The following is a 16,815-nucleotide window of genomic DNA, read 5'->3' on the forward strand; positions in this document are numbered from 1 at the left end:
ACGTCTGACCGCCGGCACGTAGGTCAGGCGTGCTGCGCTCCAATGGGAAAGGTTGCCTCATGCCGGAGGACACTCCTGCCGAACCAGCGGAGTTCGGAGGAGCCGACCGTGATGAATCACGGGCTCTCGGCTCGGTCATGGCGGAGCGACATCGTCTGCTGTCGCTGGCGTTTCGCATGATGGGCACTTTGGCCGACGCCGAGGACGTCGTGCAGGAGACATATGCGAGGTGGTACCGCCTCGAACCCGAGGAGCGCGACGAGATCGCCGCACCTGCGGCATGGCTGATGCGAGTTGCGAGCCGCATCTCACTCGATCTGCTGGGTTCCGCGCGCGCACGGCGGGAGACGTACGTCGGGCAATGGCTGCCGGAGCCGGTTCCAGCTGACCTTTTCGCAGGCACCGCGAAGGCGCCACCGGATTCCAGTCAGTTCGCCGCTGATCCGCTCGAACGGGTCACCCTCGATGATGCCGTCAGCATGGCTTTGCTGACGGTCCTCGAGGCCATGACCCCGGCAGAGCGAGTGACGTTCGTGCTGCATGATGTGTTCGGGGTCCCGTACGACGAGATCGCTGGTGTCGTAGGTCGTTCAGCCGCAGCAACAAGGCAATTGGCGACGTCCGCACGCCGCCACGTTCGACGAGGAAGACGCGCACAGGTCTCTCCACGCCAGCATGATGACGTCGTTCGGGCATTCCGGGATGCGACTGTCGGCGGGGACATCAAGGATCTGCTCCACTTGCTGGCTCCAGACGTCGAACTACGAATAGACGGCGGCGGCTTCGTCAATGCCGCACCTCAGGTCATCCGTGGGTCGGATCACGTAGCCCGGTGGTTCATGGGAGTGCTGCGCAAGCAGCCCGCCCTCCGTCTTGAGCGACGCGATACAGCTGACGGTCTCGGTTACCTCATTCGAAACGAAGGACATCGAAACGGCCTCATCACCTTCGACGTCGGTGATGAGTGCGTCACGAACGTGTGGTTGATGCTCAACCCAATGAAGCTGACGTATTGGCCACTCGACTGACAGGTCATCTCTTCTGGTAAGCCGGCGGTGTGATGCGCCGGTCGCGCAGCCATCGCCACAGGTGGTGGTATTGGCGGCGCCAACTCGGGGCGGTTCAGATCGGGCTGCTGCCACAGGTTTGTCTGCACCTTGGCCGAGGTCACCTCTTTCTTGGGCGGCACCGCGATGCGCGGGCCATTCCAGGCAGGTGTCTCAGGCATCGGCCCCGCGTACCCGGAATCGGCCCCAGCGTGCATCGAGGCCCTGCCCACGGAGCGAACGGCTGCGACCGTCCCGGATCGGCAGCTGCGTCCAGATCCCGATCGCGACGGCCATGCGCTCGGGGATGGCGGCGCCGTAGATCTTGTACACCTGGTGACCATCCACCCGCCAGACCACGGTCGAGCCGGCCCGATCGAATGTGATCTCGCACTCCCGCAGCCGGGTGAAGTCTTCGTCGAAGTCCTCATACGGCGACTCGACCACGTGCACGAACGGATCGTCCGTTCCCATGAGGTGCTCGTGCATCGCGAACACGCGGGTAGCGGTCCCCGCGATGCTGAACACGGACCTGAGGTCGGTGACCTGGAAGTCGGCCATGCCCAGCCGATAGTCGCCAGGGTCCCCGCCGATGTTCTTGACCGCCATGTCGGTAGCGAACGTGACCGGGCGATCCGGCGGCAGCTCGAACTGCCGCGTCGTGAGCTTGAAGTACTTGGCACTGTCGGCGGGCTGGAACGTTTCGCTCGACACCGAGAAGCGGGGGATCCTCACCCGTACCACACCACCGCCGACGGCCACCTCTGTGTTCGGATCCTGCGCGGTATGCTCGCCGCCCGTTGGGATCGGCAGGCTGACCGTCCTCCACAGAGCGGGGTCCAGGTCCGGCCCTTTGAACTCGTCATAGGTCACGAAATCATCGCGATCCGCCTGTGTCACTGCTTCCACCTCCGAGCGGATCGGGCAGGGCGCCTCGCCATGATCAGCCTCCTCTTCGTCGCCAGGATCAGCATTGCTTTGTTCGATGGACGCCATGGTCCTTCGGGTCAATCCGGCATCTGCCGCGTGACCGGGTGGCTTTCGGAAAGGCAGCAACACCCTGCGGCAGCGGAAAATGGCGAGGGCGTCGCCGGAGAGTCGCCGGTCACCAGGTCACCGGCAGGCGGTGGATGCCGTAGACGAGCGCGTCGGTCTTGAACGGCAGGCGCTCCACGGGCTCCGCCAGTGCGAGGGTCGGTACGCGGGCGAACAGCGTGTTCAGCACGATCTCCAGCTCCAGCCGGGCCAGGTTCTGACCGAGGCACTGGTGGATGCCGAAGCCGAAGGCCAGATGGTGGCGGGCGCCGCGGTCGACGTCGATCCGGTCCGGCCGCGCGAACACGTCCGGGTCGTGGCCGGCGGCCGCGGCCGCCACGATGACGCCGTCGCCGGCGCGGAAGGCGATGCCGTCCAGTTCGAAGTCCTCGACGACTACCCGGGAGGTGGCGTTGTCGACGATGGAGTGGAAGCGCAGCAGCTCTTCCACCAGTTGCGGGGTCTGCTCGGGCCGCTCCCGCAACCCGGCCAGGAGGCGGGGATCGTCCAGCAGCGAGGCCACGCTCAGCGAGATCATGTTGGCGGTGGTCTCGTGGCCTCCGACCAGCAGCAGGAGACCGAGCCCTGTCAGGGTTTCGCGGTCATAGGCGTCGATGTCGCGATATTTCGCGATCAGCCGGCTCAGCAGGTCGTCGCCGGGGCTGGCCTCCTTCCCCGCGACCAGGTCGCTGATGTACCCGCGCAACCACAAGGCGGTGTCGCGTCGCTGCTCGCTCGTCGAGTTGCGGCTGAGGATGATCGTGGTCCTGCTCTGGAACCGGCCGCGGTCGGCGTACGGCACTCCCAGCAGTTCGCAGATCACCAGCGAGGGCACCGGGAGCGACACGAACTCCACCAGATCGGCCGGCCGCGGTCCCGCCAGCATCTCGTCGATGGCCCGGTCGGTGATGCGCTGGATCTCGGGCCGCATCTGCTTGACCCGCCTGACCGTGAACTCGTTGGTGACCATGCGCCGGTGCCGTGAGTGCTCCGGCGGGTCCATGGCCACGATCGTCCCCTTCAGCGGCACCGAGGCCACCCCGGGCACCAGCTGCGGGAAACCGGGGTTCGCGCGGTTGGAGCTGATCTTGTCGCTGGCCAGGAACGCCCGCGCGAGTGCGTGCCCGGTGATCAGCCACGCCTGCGTGCCGTCCTGCAGGGTCACCCGCGAGATCGGCGCCTCCCGCCTGAGGTGTTCGTACTGCGGCGGCGGGCCGAACGGGCACGAGCGGGGCATCGGGTATGCGGGGGCGGTCTGAGCGGTGGAGCTCGTCATGATGTCACCTCTCGAAATAAGAAACCCTTGGTTTCTTGTCCAGACGATAAGCTCGGCGATCAAGAAACGCAAGGTTTCTTGGGGAGCCGTGATGCCGAACACACCGAGGACGGACCCGTCCACCGCCGAGACCATGTCGCGCCGCCGGGGCGCCGCGCTCGAAGACGCCATCATGGACGCGGTCCGCGACGAGCTGGCCGAACGGGGGTACGCGAAGTCCACGATGAGCGGCATCGCGAGCCGGGCCGGCACCAGCAAACCCGTCCTGTACCGCCGCTGGAGCAGCCTGGCCGAGCTGGTGCTCGACACGCTGGGGAGGCGGTTCGCGAACGTGCCGGTCTCCGACACCGGCGATCTGCGCGACGACGTCCTGGCCCTGTTGCGCCAGGCGCGGGCCACCCTCGCCGGCACCAGCCGCGACACGGTCACCGGACTGATCGCGGACACGGTGCACGATCCGCGGCTGGAACAGCGGCTGCGTGACCTCATCGCCGGTTCGGCCCTGTCGGACGCCGTGTCCACCGTTCTGGAGCGCGCGGCCGAGCGCGGCCAGATCCCGCCAGGACCCTGGCCGCGACGTGTGATCACGCTGCCGATGAGCCTGCTGCGGGACGACTTCGTGGTCTTCGGGGTCCGGCCGTCCGACGCCGACCTGGTCGCCGTCACCGACCAGGTGTTCCTTCCGCTCCTGGCCGCCCATCGCGAGCGCCGGGAGTGACCCGTCAGTTCTCGGCGAACGCCTCGCGGCGGAACCACCGGAGGAACGTGGGGTCGTCGACCGTGGTGATGTCCCGCTCCGCCACGGCGGCGTCGACGGCCTCGGGATCGAGCACGTCGGCGCCGATGACGCCGAGCCGTTCGTGGCGCAGGGGAAACGAGCGCGGCTGCCGGGTGATCGCGGCGACGAGGTGTCCGGCGGCGAGCGCCTGGCCGGTGAGGAGCCGGCCGGTGGGGCCGTTGGCACCGAAGACTGCGATACGCATGACCAGGGTCCTTCCGTACGTGAAGTCGTGGTGCCCGCCCACAGCCGGAGGCGTGTGCCTCCCAGGGGTGAGCACCTCTCCTTCAGGACGAGATGGCCGGGTCGCCTGTGACAGCCGGCTGCCGCGTCACACCACGGGCGGACCGTCCGCCACCGCGGCGGAGTAGTCGAAGAGCAGGTCGTCCGGCACGTCCATCGCGGTGCTGATCCCTTGCAGATGAGTGGTACGCAGCATCGGCAGGCTGGCCTCGCCGCCGGGACCGCCGGTGCGCCCGGTGCCGCCGTCGACGGGCAGCAGCGGGACGGGGCCGAGGTGGCTGTCGTTGACCTTCAAGGTGCCCCCGTTGCGCACCTCCATCGCGAAGGCGGCGATGACGGCGGGATCGGCGGCCCACAGGGAGTTGCGCAGCCCGTAGCGGTTGGCGTTGAGGAAGGCGATCACGTCGGCGATATGGGAGGGTCGGCGATCACCGCGGTCAGCAAGGGGCAGAAGGTCTCCTCGCGTGCCGCGCGCAGCGTTCGTGCCTGCTCCAGTCCGTCCACCTTCAGCAGGGCGGGCCGGATGAACGGCCCTCGCGCGCGCGGCACTCCGTGGACGTCGACGAACTCCCCGCCGGTCACCAGCGTCGCGCCCGCACCGACCGCCTCCGCGACGACCTCGGTGAACTCCGCGCGCCGGACCACCGGGCCGAGGATGACGTCAGGACGCTCCGGGCGTCCCACGGGCAGCCGTTCGATCTCCCTCTGCAGTCCTTTGAGCGCCTCGTCGGCGATCTCGGGGTGCAGCACGGCGCGGTTGGGGGTCAGGCAGATCTGCCCGGAGGCGTAGAAGGCCTCCAGCATGGCCGTGATCGCCAGGTCCACGCGAGCGTCCCGCCACACCACCACGGTGTCGTTCGCCGACAGTTCCAGAACCGGCTTCTTACCGTGCCGCAAGCACTCCGCGGCCAGCTCCAGCCCCCGATCGGACGGGCCGAAGTAGTAGATGTCGTCGAGGTCCGGGCTGGCCAGCCACTCCGGCACCACCTCCCGCACGGGAGCGCACAACGCGCTGAACACCCGGTCATGGCCGGCCAGCAAGGGCGCGATCAGCTCATGGCAGACGAACGCCGCGCTGAGCGGCGCGCTGGGCGGCAGATCGACCACGACCGCGTTGCCCGCCGCCAAGGTCATCACCGCGGAGAACACCAGGGTCGCGGCGGCGGCGTTGCGGGCCGGGATCAGGCCGACCACGCCGTCCGGCTTGCGTACCAGCTCGACCCTGCGCCCGTTGACCCGGTGGTCGCAGCTCATCAACCCGGCCGCGACGGTGACCGTTGCGGGGTGCACCGCCGCCAGCATGGTGGCGATCTCCATCCGCGCGACGCGTACCGGATGGCCCTCCGCGACCAGAAGGTCCAGCAGCTCATCCTGCCGGGCGCGCAGCACCTGGTGAAAGGCGGTCACGAGGCCCACGCGCCCGGCCGGCGGGAGCCTGCCCCAGGCCGGCTGATGCGCGCGGGCGGCAGCCAGAGCCTGCCGCCGCTGGCCGGGGCCGCTCAAGGCGACCCTGCCGACCAGGGACGGGTGGGTGAGCGCGTCGGGGCCGGCCTCGCCGGTGTCCAGCGTCGCTTTCAGCGCCGCCATGTCGTACGGCGCCTCGAGCATGTCGCCGACCCGTACCCAATGCACCCATCCGACGCCGTCCGCCGGGCGGCCCCCGACCAGCGACCGGTAGCTGCGCAGCACGCCCTAAACCCTCCCGAACAGCCAGTGGCCGAGCGCGTCGGCGCTCTCGTCGGGGTTGCTGTAGTAGTCGCGCATGGCGGCCAGCAGTTCGGTCACGCTCAGGGAGCCGCCGCAGTCGGTGTCCAGCTTGCTGAAGGCCAGGTCGGCGTTCTCCACGGAGGTGCGCATGACCTGGTGAAACGCGGCGAACTCCGGACGGCTCACCGTGCCGTCTCCATCGGTGTCCAGGAGCCCGCACAACGCCTCGGCCATGGGCAGGAACGCCCGGTCGAAGCCGGTGGGATCCTCGACGAACGCTCGCGTCATGCCCGTCCGGTACTCCTGAGGAGTGAGCCGTCCGTCTCCGTCGACATCGGCGGCCGAGCACAGCGCCTCCCAGAACCGGACCATCCCGGCGGCCATGGCGGTCGCCTTCGGCGAGGTCGGCGACTCGCCGAACTGGGCGACCAGGCGCGAGCCGAGTCCGAGCAGGTCGTCCCGGTCGACCGTGCCGTTGCCGTCGACGTCGAGATGCCCGAAACAGGTGTCGATCTTACGGGTCATCAGCTCCAGGGTCTGCATGTCCTGCCTTCCGTCGGCGATGCTCACGCCGGTTACCTGAGGACAACCAGCCGTACACTCTCAGTATTCTTATCGTCACTGAGAGTGGAACCCATGGTGACGCTGGTGTCTCCGCCCAGTCAGGAGCCCCTTGAGTGATCAGAAAACCTTGGCGATGTCTCTGGCTCGCGCATCGGCGGCGCAGCGCGCGTCGTCCCAGTCGCCGGTGAGGGTGGGGTGGAACCGTACCTCCTGGATGTCGGTCAGGCCGGTCCAGCGCAGCCAGTCGCCGAAGAACGTCGACTGATGGTCGGCGCCGAACTCCGGGCCGAGCCGCGGCCCCCAGACCGCGCTCGTGTAGATCACGGCGACCCTCTTGCCGCGTCCCGCGAGCTGATGGCCGTAGCCGGTCACGGGGTCGATCGTGAAGATCCAGCCCGGCTGGCTGACCACGTCGATGAACTGCTTGAGCACGTACGGCACCGACGCGTTCCACATCGGCACGCTGAACAGCAGCCGGTCCGCGGAGTCGAACCTTTCGAACGCCTGCCGCGCCCTCGCCCAGGCTTCGGCTTCGGCGCCCCGCGGCTCGTTGCCGCCGAACACCGTCATCTTCGCCCTGGCGCCGACGGCGAAGTCCGGCAGCGAGCCGTCCCACAGATCCCAGCGCTCGACCTCATCGCCGGCGTGGGAGTCCTGGTACGCCTCCGTGAACACCCGTGCGATCCGCAGCGACTCCGACGCCTCGCCACGCGGCGAGGCGGAGATGTGCAGCAGCTTGCTCATGGGATTACCTCCAGAAGTGAATACGGACTGCAGTCCGCTTGTTGGCCGAGAATATACGGACTGGAGTCCGCTTACGTCAACCACCGGGCTCTGAACTGGACTACAGTCGGACCCATGAACGACGCCGTCGCATCGCATCGGAGGGATCTGCCCCTGTTGTCCGGCGGGGTGCCGCAGGAGCGGGCGGACGCGGCTCGCAACCGGATGAAGGTGCTCGCCGCAGCGGAGCGGCTGTTCGACACCCTTGGGGTGGCCGCCGTGAGCATGGACGACGTCGCCGCGGCCGCCGGTGTCGGCAAGGGCACGCTCTACCGGCGCTTCGGCGACAAGTCCGGCCTCGCGGCGGCGCTCCTCGACGAACGCGAGTCCGAACTGCAGACCGCGATGCTGAGCGGGCCGCCCCCGCTGGGCCCGGGTGCGCCACCCGCCGACCGGCTCGCCGCCTTCGCCGCCGCCTACCTCGCCTACGTCGACGCCCACCTCGACCTCGTGACGCTGTCCCAGACCGCGAGCGCCGGGGCGCGGCTCCGTACGGGCTCGCACCGGTTGTGGCAGCAGCACTGTGCGATCCTGCTCACCGCCGCCGGCGTCCCGGATCCTCAGATCCGTGCCGACACGCTGCTCGCGGCCCTGACCGCCGAGCAGGTCCGCCACTGGCGCCGGGACGAGAACCGGTCCCTGCCCGATCTCACCGCCGCGGTCGTAGCGATCAGCCGCCGCCTCGCGACGACCTGACGTCCGCCACCTTCCGTCACTGGCCGCAGGCCGTGGGGCAGAGCTTGGCCTCGGGGTCGCGGGGTTCGTCCAGGAGAGGCTGGGACTGGGACTTCAGGTGCTGGTCCAGGAAGGCCGCCACGTACGTGCGGGTCAGCTCGGCGGCACGGGCCCCGGGCAGCGCGCCGTACGCCGGCTTGAGGCCGAGGGCGCTCGCCAGCAGCGGGGAGTCGGTGAAGGACTGGTGGTCGGCGCCGGTCAGGACGATCCAGCGTTTCCAGCCGGTCAGCAGCTTCCAGTCGCGCTCCCACGAGGTGTCCGGGCCTCCGGGGACATGCTGGGCCGAGCCCAGGAACATGAACGGGCGGGATAGCCCGCTTCGAGGGATGCGGGCGTAGGTGGTGCCGTCCATGTCGATGCCGGCCCGTACCCGGGGGTCCTCGACCATGGCCGCCAGGGCGCTCGCCCCGCCCAGCGACTGGCCCACCATGGCGATCTTGGAGCGGTCGATCTTTGCCCACTTCGCGGGCAGGTGGTCGAGGACGAAGGAGACGTCGGCCGCCCTGACGGCGACGGCACCCGTACCGAAGCCCGGGTCGTTGTCGCTGTCGCAGGCGAGGCATTCGGCGATGCGCCCGTCGGCCAGGGTCGTGGCGTGGCTCTCGTAGGGGTGGTCGATGCCGGCCACCACGTACCCCCTGCCGGCCAGGTCCTCGGCGAGGGAGGTGAGCGTGCTGACGGGGTTGGTGAAGCCGGGCGAGAGCACCACCAGCGGGAACTTGCGTCCGGTGGGTCGAGCGTCCTTGACGGCGTGCGTTCGTGTGCTGCTCAGGGTGTTGGCCGGGACGCCCGCGATCCGCTTTCCGGCCAGCAGGAGCTCCGCTTCCTTCTGCGTCATGTAAGGCGCCGGCGGGCCGCTCTTGCGCGCGGCCGGGTACCACAGCGTGACCTTGAGTTCCCTGGCGTTCGCGTCGAGATTCCAGGGGTCGGGGCGGGAGGTGTCCTTGAGGTGGAGTGCGGTGGTGCCGACCGGGTGGGGGCCCGTCGGGGCGGGCAGGGTGGCGGGGCCTGTCGGGGCGGGCGAGGGTGCGGCGGAGCGGGGCGGGGCGGGCGGGGAGCAGGCGGTGAGGACGGCCAGTCCCGCGGCGACGGCCAGGAGAGGTCTCATGGGAAGGTCCGTTCACTTGCGCAGCAGGGTCAGGGCCTTGTCGAGGGCGGGGTCCCGGCCCGCAGCGGCGTCCTGCGGGGTCAGGGGGACGTGGTGGTCGGGGGGCACGCCGATGCGGTCGATCACCTCGCGGTTCGGCCCCAGGTGGTGCCTGGTGGGGAAGCTCAGCAGGGTGTTGTTGCTCAGCAGGTACGACTGCGCGGGCCCCGAGATGACGCCGGCCGTCCTGGTGCCGATCAGCAGGCCGGCCCGCAGGTCCTTGATCGCGGAGCTGAAGTGCTCGCACGCCGAGGCGCAGGCGCGGTCGGTGAGCACGGCCAGCGGGAGGCCGACCAGCTCGACGGTGTCGTCGGTCCGGGAGGTCTCGCACCTACCGGCCACCGTGCACTGGTAGGCGGTGGCCTTGCCATGGACGAACGCACTCACCAGCCTGGTCGCCTCCAGGGGGCTGCCGCCGCCGTTGCCGCGCAGGTCCAGCACGACGCCTGACAGCGTCCGGCCTTCGCGCAGCCGGGTGATCGCCCGCAGGACCCGGTCCGCGGAGTCGGGCGCGAAGCCGCGCATCCGGACATAGGCGATGTCGTCCAGCAGCTTCGACTGCACCACCTGAAGCGTGCCCAGGTCCCGCTGGAACAGGCCGGGCTTGAGCGTCACGCTCCAGCGACGGTTCTTGCGCAGCAGCCGCAGCTGTACGGGCCGTGCCTCCGGATACCGCGGATACAGCTCCTCGATCGCCGGACTGGCCTTTCCGCCGACGAAGGGCGCGGAGCTGTTGATCTCCTCGATGACGTCGCCGGGCCGGAGCCCGGCGGCCCGCGCCGCGCCGCCCTGCACGGCGGTGACGAACAGCGGCGGAAGGGCGACGTCCGAGTTGCGGGCGTTCGCTTCGAGGCCCAGGCCGTAGCCGTCGCCGTCGTAATAGCCGGGCGGCCGTGCGTCGCCGTGCGCCCAGCGGGCGTGGTTGTCGCCGAGCGCGGCCACGACGGCCTCCAAGGTGACGATCGCCAGCTTCTCCCGCAGGTCCGGCACCTGGTCGGTGACCTTGCGGAAGGTGGTCTCGAACGCGGTCCAGTCGGTGGCGCGGTCGCCGGTCAGCGGCGGCATGACGGCTTCGGGTACGTCCTTGCCGTTGCGGTTCAGCTCCTGGGTCAGGGCGGCGAATGCGGCGGTGAGCAGCGTGCGGGCGTCCAGGGTGGGGCCGCTGTAGTAGGTGCCGAGTATGCAGAAGTAGGCCTGCTCGACGACGTCGATCGTGGTGGGGGTCTGCGCGGCGGGCGGCCCCTTCGGGGCGGAGCAGACCGCACCGGACGCCTTGCTTGCCTGGCTGCGCGGCGGCGCGGGGGCCGAGCAGCCCGCCGCCAGCAGGACGGCCACGACGGCCGTCGCCATCCTCCCGGTCATGACGCACGCCTGCGGATCCACCAGAAGGACGTCCAGGTCAGGACGAGGGTGAGCAGGGCGTAGATGCCGGTTTCCATCCACTGGAACGGCCAGAAGCGCTCCAGGGGATGGTAGGTCGCCTGCTGCCGGTAGCCGAGCCGGTTGACCTCGGCCATGCACGTGTCCAGGGCCGGTGCTCCGGAGGGCGCGCAGGGTCCGGACGTGGTCGAGACCTTGACGGCCCCCATGCCGGACTGGGCGCCGGTGATCGTATGTCCGGACGGATCGACGAGCACGCTGGACATGACCCAGGCGCCGGCATGTCCTGGCACGGCCGCGTTCAGGCTTATATCGACTTGTCCGCCTTTATCGCGATTTATCCCGACTCCGTCCACATTGGCCTGGCTGAGCTCGAACGTGCCCGTGACCGGGGGCATCAGGTGGGGCCGTACCAGCAGGGGCATGGCGAGCTGGAGCGCGGCGAAGATCGCCAGGGTGAGCGCCATGGCGGGCAGGGTGCGGCGTACCAGCATGCCCACGGTCACGCCCAGGACGAAGGCGAACGCCGCGTACCCCATCGGCGCGATCCCCCGCGCCCCGAACACCAGCGGCGCCATCAGCGCCAGCTCGTCCGTGGCCGACTTGTCCAGAGGGCCGGACCACCAGGTCACCGCGAGCCCGCACAGGCCGGCGGCGGCCATCGCCACCAGCCCCGTGAAGCCGAGCTTGACGGCCAGCCAGCGGCTGCGGGTGATGCTCTGGTTCCACACCAGCAGGTGCGTGCCGGTCTCCAGCTCGCGGCTGATCATCGGGGCGCCCCAGAACAGCCCGACGACGGCGGGCAGGAGCAGCGCGATGAGGCTGACCGCCATGAAGGGCATGTCGTAGGTGTCGAAGAAGCGGTCGTAGAAGCGGCCGCAGGTGTCGTCCTGGGTGCAGGCGGCGATGCCGGCGGCGTACTCGGAGGCCAGGCCCGGGCCGGTCACGGCCAGGGCGGCGGCGAGGACGACGAGCAGGGCGGCCATCATCGCGGCCGGGCCGCGCAACTGACGCCAGGTCAGCCAGATCATCGCTGCACCTCCAGGGCGACGTGCGGGTGCTCTGCGGTGCTTTTGTCCATGTACGCCAGGACGAGGTCTTCCATGCTGAGCCGGCTGACCGTCCATGCGGGGTCGTGGACCGGAGTGGCGGTGCGGATCACGTACGTGCTCTGCCGCTCGGTGTGGCGCGCCGAGACGACGTGCTGTCCTGCGGGTAACCGGCCGGGGTCGCGGCGCGGGCCGGTGAGCCGGTGGTGGGTGGCCAGCAGCGTGTCCACCTCCCCGGCGACCTGCACGCGCGAGTCCACCAGCACGATCAGGTAGTCGCAGGTGCGTTCCAGGTCGGAGACCAGGTGCGAGGAGAGCACGACGCTGACCTCGTGCTCGGCGACGGCCTCCATGAGGTGCTGCAGGAACTCCCGGCGGGCCAGCGGGTCGAGCGAGGCGACCGGTTCGTCCAGGATCAGCAGCTCGGGCCGCTTGGCCAGGCCCAGGGTGAGGGCGAGCTGGGCACGCTGGCCGCCCGACAGCCTGCCCGCGCGATGCGCGAGGTCGAGCCCGAGCCGCGCGATGCGCTCACGCGCCATGGCCGCGTCCCAGCGCGGATTGAGCCGCGCGCCCAGCCGCAGATGATCGGCGACGGTCAGCCCCGCGTACACGGGAGTGTCCTGAGCGACGAACCCGACCCTGGCCAGTTGCGCGGGCGTGCCCGCGGGCCGCCCGCCGAGCACCGTGATCCCGCCCGCCGTCGGCTCGAGCTGGCCACAGGCCAGCTTCAGCAGCGTGGACTTACCGGCCCCGTTGGGGCCGACCAGGCCGGCGACGTGGCCGGCGGGGATGTCGAGCGTGCACTCGCGCAACGCCCAGCGCCTGCCGTATCTCCTGCCCAGACCCTGGGCTTGCATGACGGAAGTCACGCCATGTCCTCCGATCAGCCGTCCCCGACTTTCTCCATTTATCTATGTTCCTAGTACTCTAGGCTTGTAGATGTGAGCGGAACATAAGAATCACCCGGCCCCGGCCGAACGAGCCGGCCGAGGAGGACGGCGTCAGGGGACATCCAGGTCATAGCCGAACGGCATCTTGAGCGGCGTCTCGTTCCCGTTGGGCTCGCCCCTGCCATGTCCGTACGCCGCCGGTGCTGAAAGCGTGACATAGCCGGAAACGGATGACCGTTGGGTGAGGGGTTGTCGGAGCCTCACCACGGTGGCAGGACCGGCCGCGCTGATGAGGTCCGGCTGAGATGCTCACACGTGAAGATCACGCATGGGCAGGAAGACCGTGACGGCACCACGCACAATGGGAGCGTGTCGATCATCGTCTGCGCCCAGTGCGGCCACGCCCTCACTGCTGAGCTCGAGAAGCAGAAGACTCCGCCCGCCGACCGCGACCTTCCGGGCAAACCCTACGTCGCTCTAGGCACCTATACGACGGGTCACAATCACAACTTCGTCCTGCACCCCGAGGATCTGAAGGGAGCAGAGCGGCACCCCGAATCCCGGCGGTGGGACGGATGTTGTGGCCCGTCTGGATTGGACGGCCCCAACCTCATCTGCCCGGGCTGCCAGGCCGAGATCGGCACCCAGGAGTCGGACTGCTGGAAGCACTTCGTCGCGACTCTTCCGGACGCGACCGAGATGCGCGAGCAGCCATCAACCCGTTGATCGAGCGCCGCTCACGCAAGGGTGTCATTCCCCGTCGAGCGGTGGCCGTTGACCTTCGAAGCGCTTCGGTCGGGTCCGACGGTTCTCACCAGCGCCTTTGCAGCACGACGTAATGGCTTTGCGTCGATCGCCGGTGGCGTGCGGTAATTCAGGCAGCCGATCCGAGAAAGGAAAAGGATGCTGAAACGCCTCACCATGACGATGGCCGTTGTGGTCGCCGCTGCGACCATAGCCGGAGTCTCTCCCGCGACGGCGGACAGCGAAGCCGCGGTGCTTGCGTGCTCCGGCAGTTCGTGCAATGGCAAGGATCCGAACGCGGAAGGTTGTGCGACCACCGCCACGCCACGTGAGATTTACCCAGCGGAGGGGAGATACACCCTCCAGTTGCGAGCCGGCGCCGGTTGCCGGGCTTTCTGGGGCCGTATCACGCGGGACGACTGCAGCCTCGTTCAGGGAATGGCGCATCTGCGGGTGCAGCGCCGGTTCTATGAGCTCGCCAACGGCTGGCGCGTGACGCACACGTACTACCGCATTCAGCGCTCAGTGCGGTGTGATGGGGGCGTCGGATGGACGCACATGGTGGGCGACGGGGCCAACGACAACTTCCGTGCGTGTTTCTCCAACTACATCACCACGTCACCGTCATCGATCCCTGATAACCAATGGACCTGTACCGCCTGGTGGTGACCGCGGCTGCACTTCGGCGGCCTTCGGCGAAGAATCCGTCGAGGGCCGCATCCAGGCGCCATTCTGGCCTACAACTATGTGCTCTACGTTTATAGGACCTGCATGAAGGACCACGGCTGGGGATAGGCCGTCAAGGAGACACCTCAGGAGCAGCGTTCAAGCAGGCTGGCGCCCAGTGCGGTGCGGCTGTGGACCACGGTGGGGCCGTGCCGGACGGTGGTGAGCAATCCGGCCTCGCGCAGTACGGTGGCGTGCCGGCTGGCCGAGGCGAGCGAGATGTCCAGCCGGTGGGAGAGCTGCGTGGTGGTCACTCCGGTGCCTACGGCTCGCAGGACGGCCGCGCGCGTGCCGCCGATCAACGTCTCGAGTGCCCTGCGACCGGGGTCTTCCTTGGCGTACAACTCCCAGGTCGGGTTGATCGGGTAGACGAGCACAGGTGGCAAACGGGGATCCGCCAGCGAGATCGGGACTCTTCTGCAGAAGAAGGAGGGCACCAGGAGCAGGCCCTGGCCACCCAGATGCAGGTCCTGGTCGATGTCGTAGTCGACCTCGAGGATGGGTGACCGCCAGCGCATGGTGGGCGACATGCTGGCCAGCAGCCCTTCGACGCCGTTGTCGAGGAAGCGGGCGACGTGCTTGGCGCGGTCGGCGGCGACCGCAGGCTGGATGAGGTCGTCGTGCGACGCGATGGCCGCCTGGTGGTAGGCGCGCAGGGCGTCGGTGAGCCGGGTGAGGGCCGACACCTCGCCGTCGGCCAAGGGACGTACCCAGCTGGGGAGGGAGACGTGTCGCGCCAGCCGCTGAAGCTCGCTCCGTAATCGGTGGCGGGGAGTGGAACGGATCTCCTCCAGCCCCGCCTCCAGGCTGTGGCGGGCCGCGGCGGGGGTCAGGAAGTCGGGAAAGTAGGGCCCCATGGGCGCCAGCGTGGCAAGAAGCCGGGCGCCCGCCCGCATGTTCGCCCGCTGAAGCGGTTCTTTACGCAGACGGCGCATCCACGGCTGAAAAGCCGGAGCTTTGTCCACGTCGTTCAGGCGAAACCGGCTGAGCAGTATTTCCCACGTCGGATCAGCGGTGCCGGCGACCGTGGTTCGGGCCAGATCATCCATCGTGAAGTGGACCCGCAACGTCCCCATTGACTCTCCGTAGTCAGAAGTGACCGAATCGGGCAGCTCTCCGTATGTTACTGCAGGTCGATCTTTTTTCCACGTCTTATCGGCTCCTGACCAGCGCCTTTTCACTCGCGTGCAATGTTCTTGTTCCGCCGATATGCATAGGTGAAGCTATGGCCAGCTACAGAGCGAAGCGCCAGCGAAAGGGGGAATCGCGTGTCGGTACGGCCGCGCCACAACTTCCGAGAGCTGACCTGCGTCATGGTGACCACGGCTCTGCTGGGGGCCTGTGCGCCGGCTCTGTCGGACGTGGAACGGCCTCCGGTCGCCGATACGGGCCGGCCGCTCACGGATCACGAACAAGACGTGCTGTACGAAGCGGAGCAACTGCTCACCCAGTCCTGCATGCGCGCACAGGGCTTCCGCATCTGGGTCGTGCCCCGGCGGCCGATTCCGGAGGACCGCGAATTTCCCTACGTCGTGGACGACGCGGCCTGGGCACGCGAGCACGGTTACGGGGGCGAGATGCAGCAGCGGCGCGACGAGGTGCGCGCGTCCGATCCCAACCGGCGGTACTTCGAGAGCCTGTCCCCAGCGGACCAGATGCGCGGGACGGACGCCCTGCACGGCAGACGCGAGGGACAGAAACTGCAGGTCACGCTCCCCAACGGCATGACACTCACCCGCTACACCGAGGGCTGCACGGCCCGCGCGCAGAAACAGTTGTACGGAGATCTGGAAGGCTGGTTCCGCGCCGGCACCATCACCGACGCGCTCAGCGACACAGTCCGCGGCAAGGTTCTCGCTGAGGAGGAATTCCAGGCATCGGTGAAGGACTGGGCCGCGTGCATGAGGAAGCGGGGCTTCCGGTACGCGACTCCCGGGGAAAGCCGCAGAGCATGGGGCAAGCCGTCCGGCGCCGCCACGCGGAAGAAGGAGATCCGCACCGCGGTGGCCGAGGCCGAATGCGCGAAGAGCAGCGGCCTGTCCGGCACGATCCACCGGCTGGAGAAGCGGCAGCGCGACCTTCTCGCCGCCGAGTACACGTCCGAATACAAAACCAGGCGGCGGTTGGAGCGGGCCGCTCTCCCGCGTGCCCGCTCGATCGTCGAGCGTGGCTGACCCCTCCTCGAACCTCTCCGCACCAACCACCGACAGGAGACAGCGGAAACGTGCACAGAATCAGATCCGTCATCGCGTTCCTGGGCCTGACCGCCCTGGTCCTGCTGAACGTGTCCGGCACCGCCCACGCCGAACCGGTCCCGCTCGAGGACTCCTCCGCCGCATCCGCGGCACGCGCTCCGGACGGCTATCTGTACGCGTGGAAACACATCGACCGGGGCGGCGAGTTGTGCAGCTGGACGGATGACGCTCCGGATTGGAGTTCGTGCTTCTGGGGAGAAATGCGCAACGAGGCGAGCTCCTTGGAGAACCGCGGCTGGCCCGGCCCTTATGAGGACGTCATCCTGTACTGGGATGACGGCGACGACGCCGGCGGCTGGGACGGCACCCGAGCCTGCCTGCCCAACGGCCTGTACCTCAACAACCTGACGGGCATCTATTACCCCTGGGACGGCCGAGCGGGCCAAGGGGAAACCCTGAACGACAACATCTCCGCGCACCGCTGGGGCAGCGGCTGCTGACCGGACGCACACCGGGC

Annotated in this window: 19 protein-coding genes; 7 read left to right on the top strand and 12 right to left on the bottom strand. The window is 68.8% G+C overall.

Annotated features, from left to right (window positions below; translation table 11 throughout):
- Positions 1-59 precede the first annotated feature (59 nt).
- Complete coding sequence (gene sigJ / locus AB0K18_RS09810) at positions 60-1,028, top strand: RNA polymerase sigma factor SigJ (RefSeq protein WP_364912445.1); 969 nt, start codon at positions 60-62, stop codon at positions 1,026-1,028.
- Positions 1,029-1,220: 192 nt separating this feature from the next.
- On the opposite strand, the gene AB0K18_RS09815 is transcribed toward sigJ, so the two are convergent.
- Complete coding sequence (locus AB0K18_RS09815) at positions 1,221-2,042, bottom strand: DUF6081 family protein (protein ID WP_364912447.1); 822 nt, start codon at positions 2,040-2,042, stop codon at positions 1,221-1,223.
- Positions 2,043-2,151: 109 nt separating this feature from the next.
- Positions 2,152-3,357, bottom strand: coding sequence for a cytochrome P450 (locus AB0K18_RS09820; RefSeq protein WP_364912449.1), 1,206 nt, complete (start codon positions 3,355-3,357; stop codon positions 2,152-2,154).
- A 91-nt stretch (positions 3,358-3,448) separates the two neighbouring features.
- On the opposite strand from AB0K18_RS09820, the gene AB0K18_RS09825 reads away from it, so the two are divergent.
- Positions 3,449-4,075, top strand: a complete 627-nt coding sequence (locus AB0K18_RS09825; protein WP_364912451.1) for a TetR/AcrR family transcriptional regulator — start codon at positions 3,449-3,451, stop codon at positions 4,073-4,075.
- Between the two features lie 4 nt (positions 4,076-4,079).
- Here AB0K18_RS09825 and AB0K18_RS09830 read toward each other — a convergent pair whose 3' ends face one another.
- From AB0K18_RS09830 to AB0K18_RS09850, 5 genes are all read right to left on the bottom strand, one after another.
- On the bottom strand, positions 4,080-4,340 hold the full coding sequence (locus tag AB0K18_RS09830) for an NAD(P)H-binding protein (protein ID WP_364912454.1): 261 nt from the start codon (positions 4,338-4,340) through the stop codon (positions 4,080-4,082).
- Positions 4,341-4,466: 126 nt separating this feature from the next.
- Entirely contained in the window at positions 4,467-4,781 is a 315-nt protein-coding gene (locus AB0K18_RS09835; RefSeq protein WP_364912457.1) for a hypothetical protein, read from the bottom strand.
- The gene (locus AB0K18_RS09840; RefSeq protein ID WP_364912460.1) at positions 4,778-6,067 is read right to left on the bottom strand and encodes an aldehyde dehydrogenase family protein; all 1,290 of its coding nucleotides are present in this window, start codon (positions 6,065-6,067) and stop codon (positions 4,778-4,780) included. Before AB0K18_RS09840 ends, AB0K18_RS09835 begins: the two co-directional genes overlap by 4 nt.
- Before the next feature lie 3 nt (positions 6,068-6,070).
- Complete coding sequence (locus AB0K18_RS09845) at positions 6,071-6,655, bottom strand: EF-hand domain-containing protein (protein WP_364912462.1); 585 nt, start codon at positions 6,653-6,655, stop codon at positions 6,071-6,073.
- Between the two features lie 111 nt (positions 6,656-6,766).
- Complete coding sequence (locus AB0K18_RS09850; RefSeq protein WP_364912465.1) at positions 6,767-7,393, bottom strand: NAD(P)H-dependent oxidoreductase; 627 nt, start codon at positions 7,391-7,393, stop codon at positions 6,767-6,769.
- A gap of 114 nt (positions 7,394-7,507) precedes the next feature.
- Between AB0K18_RS09850 and AB0K18_RS09855 the strand changes: the two genes are divergently transcribed.
- Positions 7,508-8,128, top strand: coding sequence for a helix-turn-helix domain-containing protein (locus AB0K18_RS09855; protein ID WP_364912468.1), 621 nt, complete (start codon positions 7,508-7,510; stop codon positions 8,126-8,128).
- A gap of 16 nt (positions 8,129-8,144) precedes the next feature.
- Here the strand turns inward: AB0K18_RS09855 and AB0K18_RS09860 are convergent, their stop codons facing one another.
- Genes AB0K18_RS09860 through AB0K18_RS09875 form a run of 4 tightly spaced genes read right to left on the bottom strand, consistent with a single transcriptional unit; the run spans position 8,145 to position 12,612 of the window.
- A complete protein-coding gene (locus AB0K18_RS09860; RefSeq protein WP_364912470.1) occupies positions 8,145-9,275 on the bottom strand; it encodes an alpha/beta hydrolase in 1,131 nt (376 codons plus the stop codon).
- Positions 9,276-9,287: 12 nt separating this feature from the next.
- Positions 9,288-10,676, bottom strand: coding sequence for a S41 family peptidase (locus AB0K18_RS09865; protein ID WP_364912472.1), 1,389 nt, complete (start codon positions 10,674-10,676; stop codon positions 9,288-9,290).
- On the bottom strand, positions 10,673-11,725 hold the full coding sequence (locus AB0K18_RS09870) for an ABC transporter permease (RefSeq protein WP_364912475.1): 1,053 nt from the start codon (positions 11,723-11,725) through the stop codon (positions 10,673-10,675). Before AB0K18_RS09870 ends, AB0K18_RS09865 begins: the two co-directional genes overlap by 4 nt.
- The gene (locus AB0K18_RS09875) at positions 11,722-12,612 is read right to left on the bottom strand and encodes an ABC transporter ATP-binding protein (protein ID WP_364912478.1); all 891 of its coding nucleotides are present in this window, start codon (positions 12,610-12,612) and stop codon (positions 11,722-11,724) included. Before AB0K18_RS09875 ends, AB0K18_RS09870 begins: the two co-directional genes overlap by 4 nt.
- A 390-nt stretch (positions 12,613-13,002) precedes the next feature.
- On the opposite strand from AB0K18_RS09875, the gene AB0K18_RS09880 reads away from it, so the two are divergent.
- Positions 13,003-13,359 carry a hypothetical protein gene (locus AB0K18_RS09880; protein ID WP_364912481.1) on the top strand — a complete coding sequence of 119 codons (357 nt, stop codon included), beginning with the start codon at positions 13,003-13,005 and terminating at the stop codon, positions 13,357-13,359.
- 177 nt (positions 13,360-13,536) lie between these two features.
- Entirely contained in the window at positions 13,537-14,046 is a 510-nt protein-coding gene (locus tag AB0K18_RS09885) for a DUF2690 domain-containing protein (RefSeq protein WP_364912484.1), read from the top strand.
- A 143-nt stretch (positions 14,047-14,189) separates the two neighbouring features.
- On the opposite strand, the gene AB0K18_RS09890 is transcribed toward AB0K18_RS09885, so the two are convergent.
- Positions 14,190-14,960: a helix-turn-helix domain-containing protein gene (locus AB0K18_RS09890; RefSeq protein ID WP_364912486.1), complete on the bottom strand. Its 771-nt coding sequence runs from the start codon at positions 14,958-14,960 to the stop codon at positions 14,190-14,192.
- Positions 14,961-15,371: 411 nt separating this feature from the next.
- On the opposite strand from AB0K18_RS09890, the gene AB0K18_RS09895 reads away from it, so the two are divergent.
- Complete coding sequence (locus tag AB0K18_RS09895) at positions 15,372-16,277, top strand: hypothetical protein (protein WP_364912488.1); 906 nt, start codon at positions 15,372-15,374, stop codon at positions 16,275-16,277.
- A gap of 50 nt (positions 16,278-16,327) precedes the next feature.
- Complete coding sequence (locus tag AB0K18_RS09900) at positions 16,328-16,798, top strand: hypothetical protein (RefSeq protein ID WP_364912491.1); 471 nt, start codon at positions 16,328-16,330, stop codon at positions 16,796-16,798.
- Positions 16,799-16,815 lie beyond the last annotated feature (17 nt).

This window comes from Nonomuraea sp. NPDC049421, from assembly GCF_040677005.1.
Lineage (GTDB): Bacteria > Actinomycetota > Actinomycetes > Streptosporangiales > Streptosporangiaceae > Nonomuraea > Nonomuraea salmonea.